At 59.8% G+C, this 6,387-nt stretch carries 6 protein-coding genes and 1 pseudogene; 3 read left to right on the top strand and 4 right to left on the bottom strand.

The features are described from left to right. Both CDV49_RS20370 and CDV49_RS20010 read left to right on the top strand, forming a co-directional pair. A pseudogene (locus CDV49_RS20370) lies at positions 1 to 142 on the top strand (IS5/IS1182 family transposase); the annotation flags it as partial. Between the two features lie 135 nt (positions 143 to 277). After that, positions 278 to 967 (top strand): YciE/YciF ferroxidase family protein, encoded by a 690-nt coding sequence (locus CDV49_RS20010; protein WP_084684282.1) that lies wholly within the window; start codon positions 278 to 280, stop codon positions 965 to 967. A gap of 118 nt (positions 968 to 1,085) precedes the next feature. Here the strand turns inward: CDV49_RS20010 and CDV49_RS20005 are convergent, their stop codons facing one another. From CDV49_RS20005 to CDV49_RS19995, 3 genes are all read right to left on the bottom strand, one after another. After that, positions 1,086 to 1,586 carry a RipA family octameric membrane protein gene (locus CDV49_RS20005; protein WP_051911488.1) on the bottom strand — a complete coding sequence of 167 codons (501 nt, stop codon included), beginning with the start codon at positions 1,584 to 1,586 and terminating at the stop codon, positions 1,086 to 1,088. Positions 1,587 to 2,050: 464 nt separating this feature from the next. After that, on the bottom strand, positions 2,051 to 2,410 hold the full coding sequence (locus tag CDV49_RS20000) for a response regulator (protein WP_035715192.1): 360 nt from the start codon (positions 2,408 to 2,410) through the stop codon (positions 2,051 to 2,053). A 15-nt stretch (positions 2,411 to 2,425) separates the two neighbouring features. Beyond that, positions 2,426 to 5,263 (bottom strand): GAF domain-containing protein, encoded by a 2,838-nt coding sequence (locus CDV49_RS19995; protein ID WP_088217014.1) that lies wholly within the window; start codon positions 5,261 to 5,263, stop codon positions 2,426 to 2,428. Positions 5,264 to 5,716: 453 nt separating this feature from the next. Between CDV49_RS19995 and CDV49_RS19990 the strand changes: the two genes are divergently transcribed. Next, positions 5,717 to 6,091 (top strand): DUF1622 domain-containing protein, encoded by a 375-nt coding sequence (locus CDV49_RS19990; RefSeq protein ID WP_051911490.1) that lies wholly within the window; start codon positions 5,717 to 5,719, stop codon positions 6,089 to 6,091. Positions 6,092 to 6,163: 72 nt separating this feature from the next. Here CDV49_RS19990 and CDV49_RS19985 read toward each other — a convergent pair. Continuing rightward, the coding region (locus CDV49_RS19985; RefSeq protein ID WP_143413225.1) for an integrase core domain-containing protein at positions 6,164 to 6,387 on the bottom strand (224 nt) is incomplete at its 5' end.

Below are 6,387 nucleotides of genomic sequence, written 5' to 3'. Positions count from 1 at the left end.
AAAAATGCGCTGCCTGAAGTCCTTCGGCGAGCGCATCGCCTCACGAGACCCCGACCGCCAGACCGCTGAGATCCACATCCGCATCGCCCTCATGAACCGCTTCAACACCCTCGGCACTGCCGAGACCGAACGCGTGGCCTAAGGCTGGTGGGGTAAGGGGACATCACGCTTCAACGCCGAGTTCTGCAACAATGCCATCCCTTTGGAACCCTCTCTCCCCGGCAGAGTTTCAGTTCGCCAGCTAAAATGGCATTTGACCGTGTGAGGAGAGTATCAAATGGCTACGGCGAAAGACTCGACGAAGGACAAGACTACGGCAGCTGCGGCAAAGAAAACCGCCCGTGCGAGCGGGAGCAAGAGCCCGGCAGCAAGTGTAGAGACACGCCAAAAGCGGGCGCAAGCGGTCGCAGCCAAGTCTACCAATCGGAAAGCGGCACAAGCGGCAGCCCAAGACAGCAAGAGCCTTTCGGATCTTTTCGAGCATGCTCTTGGCGATATCTACTACGCAGAGAAGAAAATTTATAAGTCTCTGCCCAAGATGATCAAGGCAGCCGACCATCCCGATCTGGTCGCGGCATTGACGTCGCACCGGGAGGAAACCGCCGGTCAGATCGAGAAGCTGGAAGCGATCTTCGAGCTACTGGGCAAGCGCGCCAAGGCTGAGAAGTGTGAAGCCATTGACGGCATCCTCGAAGAAGGTGAAAGTCTGCTGGAAGACTTTGGCGCAAGCGTCGCCGCCGATGCTGCAATTATCTTCAGCTGCCAGGCAATCGAGCACTACGAGATCACCCGGTACGGATCCATGCGTGCATTTGCCGAAGCGCTTGGATTGGATGAGGCGCGGCAGCATATCGAGGATATTCTGGCTCAGGAAACCGCTGCCGATACCCAGCTTACCGAGCTTGCCGAGGACTCTGTCAATGCAGCTGCGACGGACTACGATGAGGATGAAGGCGCCGCCGCCTGATTGCCGCTAATTTATTCGCAGTATGAACTTCGGACCGCGTGAAGAGCGCGTGGTCCGAAATCGGGGCCTATGATGGACACTTACCTCGTTTCGGCTCGAACAGCGCTTGGTCAGTCCATTAGCCTGCGATGAACAGACAGATTGCGACTCCCGCCAGATAAATCCACGTGACCATGAATATCCACGGTGAGCGAGTTGCAAAGCGTGACCCTCGATAGAACGTGGTTTTTAGGTTCGGGTCGACAGGTGTATCCTGTGCAACTCTCCGCGTCGGCCAGTAACTGGCCAGATCCTGCTTTTCTTCCATGAGTACATTCTGCCGATCGTGCCAGCGATCGATGACCTCATAGGACGCCCTGATCGACCTCTGAGCATCGATCGACAGCACTAACCCGAGAAGGGTCATTGGAAACGGCACAAGCAGCAGGAATATTCCGGGCTTGGACCATCCAGCGCTTATGGAAGAAGCGTAGGCAATGATTAGAAACGATTGGGCAGACAGGTACTCGCCTAGACGGCTGGACAGCATCTGCGCCTCGAAGTGGATCTCCTGCCGGTACCTCGCAAACCTGCGACCCTTTTCGGCGTGATCTTCTGGATCAATAGGCGTCTCGGTCATTGGGAACAGCCTTATTAGACGATTTTTCTTCAGGACCTGAAGAACGATGATCGCAGTCTTTGACGATTATGCGGTTGTGCGTTCTCGAAAGGCGGCAGTCATGAGCGCCGAGGATCCAAATGGTCGTTCAAGGTGTTCTTCCGTCCAACCCAAGTCACCCAGACCAGAGGGTCGCCTTACATTGGAGTTTGATATCCGCATTACAAGCGCGTGAACGGTCCAAAATATTTACTGATGAAGTCGCTCATAGGTCATCTAACACATTTACTCCACAGTTTAAGTTACTGATAAATCGAGCTATGAATTTTCGCGGGTAATCTGTCTTATGTGATATTATAACAAAAAAGGCTGCGTAGTTATTGTAGCTCAGAGTCCGTTTCAGACCTTCGACGTCCTTTTGGGGAAGATCGTTCCTCCATGCCAAGCAGGATCAGAACCTCTCAAACCAAGCGGGTTTTGGCGCCTCAGGCCGCGAGCCGCCGCACTTCCTCCAGCACCTTCTCCTCAAGGTAAGGCTTTCCAATAAAGGCTGCACCATTTGGGAGCAGTTCACGCGTCACATGCCGATGACCTGAGGTGACAATAACTCCAACCGGTGGCCAGCCTTCCCGCACCTTGGATACGAGCCAGAGGCCGTCCTGCCCCCGGCCGAGATCGACATCCGTGAAGATCACGCGGATCGACGGGCAGGTCTCCATGATGCGGAGGGCGGCCTCGGCCGAGACAGCACTCACCGCGTCGTAGCCGGCATCTTCCAGCATGGCCAAGGCAGCCATTCTCAGGAGCAGTTCATCCTCGACGACGAGGACAGTGGGGTCAGACATCGTGCTCGATCCTCATCAGGACTGCTGCACCTCGAAGAGGGGTGCTTTGATCGTGGCGGCCAATCCCGATTTGTTATAACTGAGCTCGACCCCTCCGGTTCCCGTTAGCCCCAACTGAATCAGCCGCGAGCCGAACCCTTTCCGCGACGGCGGCACGACCTCCGGACCGCCTGCCTCCCGCCACAGGATCACCAGGTCCTGTTCGCGTTCCGTCACATCCTCGACGTGCCACGTTACATGAAGCATGCCGGTGTCGACCGACAGTGCGCCGTATTTCATCGCGTTGGTGGCCAGCTCGTGCAACAGCATCGACAGGCTGAGCGTGGAGCGGGGCCCGAGATCCAGATCCGGCCCGTTGATCCATATGCGCCCCGGATCGGCAAGCGTGTTCAGGGTGGACTGGATCGTGTCCCGGATCGACCCTGCGTTCCAGTTGCGGTGCAGAAGCACGTCATGAGCCGCCGAAAGCGCCTGCACGCGACGCAGGAAGTCCTGGAGGGCGGTCTTGTCGGTCACGGATCGAAGCGTCTGGGTCGCGATGGCTTGCACCATCGACAGGCTGTTCTTCAACCGGTGCGACAGTTCATGGTTGAGAACGGCCTGATCTGCCTCGGCCCGCGCCGTCGCCAGGGCGGCATAAAGCCGGTCGGCCACCCGCCGCATGAAGTCGACCTCTCCCGCCGTCCAGTCGCGTGCATGGCTTTGATGCACGAACAGGGCGCCGATCAGTTCACCCCGGCGGATGAGCGGGACGCTGATCTGTGCCGCAACGGCGATGGCCCGGTAGCTTGCCACATCCTCTGTGAACGCCAACTCCGCCTCCGCGTCGCGAAGAACCAGCGGCTCGCCAAGCTGAAGCTGCTCGGTCGTCTTCGCGAAGTCGGCAAGATCGTAATTGCCATGGAGGTGGGGCACGTCCTCGGCGATGCATTCTCCTGAGACGACGTAGCGGCCGGCGCGGCGATCCACCGTTGCATAACCGGCGCGAGATGCCCCCAGCGTTCTCAGTACGACGTGGCAGGCAAGTTCGATCATCTCCTCCTGCGTCGCGGCATGGCGCACGCCATTACCAAGCTCCAGGAGTGCCTCCTGGCGCAGGGTCGCGATCTTCCGGTCCGTGATGTCCTGCGCCGTTCCGAACATGGACAGGATGTGGCCGGTGCTGTCCCGCCTGTATTCGGCGCGGCGGGAAATCCACCGGATCTTGCCGTCATCGGCCCGGCGGATGCGATACTCCACATCCGCAGGACACGTGCCGGCCCGCCGCCCGGCATCGTCGGACCGTAGCGCGCGGTCCTCGTCCAGCACCAGGTCTTCAAAGACACTTATCGGGAGCTGACTTCCCGGCGTCAGCCCGAAGATACGGCAGAATTCAGGCGAAGCGGTCACTGTGCCGCTGGCCACCTTCACCTCGAATGTGCCAACACCCCCCGCCTCCTGCGCGGCACGCGATCGTTGCTCGGCATCGCGCAGCGCACGGGCATCCTCCGCCCGTTCACGTGCCACGGACAGCAGGCGCGCGACCGTCTGGAAGAAGGAGAGTGCCTCCTCGTCAAAGACATCGACTTCGGCGCTGCCGAAGGAGATGACGCCGACGGCCGCGCCCCGGACAAAGATCGGGAAGCCTGCATAAGCTCGGATACCCGTGGATTTAGCGATCTCGTGGCGCGGCTCGCACGTCAGGTGCAAGTCGGAGAGGATAAGGGGTTCGGATGTCTCCGCAACAATCCCGCACAGCGGAACGTCGAAGGTGACATGCCGAAGAGCCATCTGTGTTTCTTCGTTGACGCCAACGGAATGCTGTAGCGCCAGGTGCCCGTCCGCCGTATCCATGTCGTAAAGGTAGCACTGCTCGAAGCCGATGGTGTCGGCGCTGCCTTCAAGAACGGGCCGAAGCGTCGCCGCGGGATCGTCCGCGTCCAGCAGAGCCGCCGCGGCCGGCGCCAGAAGGGCAAGGCGCTGCGCCTGCCGTCGCGCACGTGTCCGGTCCCTCAGGATTTTCACGTAGCCGACGTGGCGATCCGCATCATCCTTCAGCGGCATCATCTCGCCCAAGGCAAAGAACCGGGAACCGTCCTTGCGGACGTGCCAGCGCTCGTCGACCCCGCGCCCCTTCTCCCGGGCCGCCTCCATCTCCAGGTCAGGGATGCCAACGGTTCGATCCACCGAGTTGAAGATGATCTCGGCGGGCCGGCCCAGCATCTCCTCTTCGGACCAGCCAAGCACGTTCTCTGCGCCGCGGTTCCAGCCGGTGACCTTGCCATCAAGGTCTAGGGAGAGGATGGCATAGTCGATCGAGCTGTCAAGCACCTGGCGATGCCGGGCTTCCAGACGCTGGCTGTTCGCCAGTGCCGCCCGCAGTTCCACCTGCGTCATGGCCTGCCGAGCGAGAAGGCGCAGAGTGCGGATCTGGTGCTCGTCGAGGTTTCGAGGCTTTGTGTCCAGCACGCACACCGTGCCGATGGGGAAGCCGTCCTTCGTCTTCAGCAAGGCCCCCGCATAGAAGCGCAGGCCGCCCGCCTGCGTCACCAGCGGGTTACCGTCGAACCGTGGATCCTCCAGCGCGTCGGGAACGATCATCATGTCCTCGGACAGGATGGCCTTGCCGCAAAAAGAGGTGTCGAGCGGCGTCTCGCGCACGCCAAGGCCGACTTCGGCCTTGAAGAACTGCCGTTCGGTATCGACGAAGTTCACGACCGCAATGGGGGTCTGGCAGACTTCGGCCGCGATGGTGGCGATGTCGTCGAACTCTTCCTCATACGGGGTGTCGAGGATATCGTAGCGACGCAGGGCCAGAGACCGGGCACGTTCGTCGAACGGTAATGCGGGCACGTCAGCGGGATGAGGGGACATGGAGGTTCTGCCTGAGGGGACCGAGCCTTGTCTCATTTCCGACGCGATGCGGCAAGCGGGCTTGATCCGGATGTTGCCAGCAAGAGACAGATGTTCAAGGTGGAAGCCCGCCGGCTGGCGAGCTTCCCCTGAGCCTGAACAAGGCGTCACTCGTGAACGAGCGGTAAATACGTCGGCTTCTGAGATCAACCACAATCCGAGGTTGTATTTCTTGCTTGTGGATCAGAATTTTGCAGGGGCATTGCGACCGAACTTCATCTCGAAAAGGAAAAGGGACCCTGTGGCACCTCGGTGCGGCGCACGGTGTCGGAGATCGTTCCTGACGGGGATGATCCCGCATTACGTTCCCTCCCTGCCCGGTGCCTAGCTTCCTCGTTGGCGGAAACTTTCTTCCCTATGGGAACGGGCTGCCGCCGGCTCGGCGTTCTTGTCAAAACGAGATGGGAGACTGACATGGATGCCGCACTGGAAGAAGTCCTGCACTGGATCACCCGCGGTATCGAGATCGGAGGTGTGGCGGTCATCGTCATTGGCATCGTGGCGGCTTTCCTCAGGTTCTGCACCGAGACGCCGCAGGTCCCGGGGAGTCGTTTTCATACCCTCCGCTCGCGCCTTGGCCGATCCATTCTTCTCGGCCTTGAGTTGCTCGTCGCAGCCGACATCATCAACACGGTTGCCGTTGAGCCAACGCTGCGGAGTGTTGCCGTCCTGGCCGGGATCGTGCTGATCCGGACATTCCTAAGCCTGTCGCTGGAAGTAGAGATCGACGGCAAGTGGCCCTGGCAGCAAGGCGAGAGGCGGAGCTCTCCGAATGATCAACGCCGTTAATTCGCGTACGCCCGGCATGCGGTATCTGAGGGGTGAGCTACTCCCCATCTATTGGACAGGATCCGGCATAATTTAAGCTACTCGTTGCACCTGCTGATCGGGTTGATTGTTATCATTTCTCTGCCAATAGACCAGCGCCGGAGGCTGGCCGGCCAGGGCTGAATGAGGTCTCTGGTGGTTATAGAAGGTCATCCATTTCCGGATGGCCGCTTTCGTCTCCGATCCGGTCTCCCAAGCATGCAGGTAGACGCACTCGTATTTCAGGGTTCGCCATGGCCGCTCGATGAAGATGTTGT

Origin of the sequence: Haematobacter genomosp. 1, from assembly GCF_002196855.1 — a bacterium.
Lineage (GTDB): Bacteria > Pseudomonadota > Alphaproteobacteria > Rhodobacterales > Rhodobacteraceae > Haematobacter.
Note: the sequence above shows the minus strand (reverse complement) of the source record. Positions and strands in the feature narration are given on the sequence as shown.

Excerpts from the sequence above, each read along its gene's own strand:
- CDV49_RS20005 (WP_051911488.1), bottom strand. The coding sequence starts at position 1,586 with ATGACCGAGACGCCTATTGATCCAGAAGATCACGCCGAAAAGGGTCGC.
- CDV49_RS20010 (WP_084684282.1), top strand. The coding sequence starts at position 278 with ATGGCTACGGCGAAAGACTCGACGAAGGACAAGACTACGGCAGCTGCG.
- CDV49_RS19990 (WP_051911490.1), top strand. The coding sequence starts at position 5,717 with ATGGATGCCGCACTGGAAGAAGTCCTGCACTGGATCACCCGCGGTATC.
- CDV49_RS20000 (WP_035715192.1), bottom strand. The coding sequence starts at position 2,410 with ATGTCTGACCCCACTGTCCTCGTCGTCGAGGATGAACTGCTCCTGAGA.
- CDV49_RS19995 (WP_088217014.1), bottom strand. The coding sequence starts at position 5,263 with ATGTCCCCTCATCCCGCTGACGTGCCCGCATTACCGTTCGACGAACGT.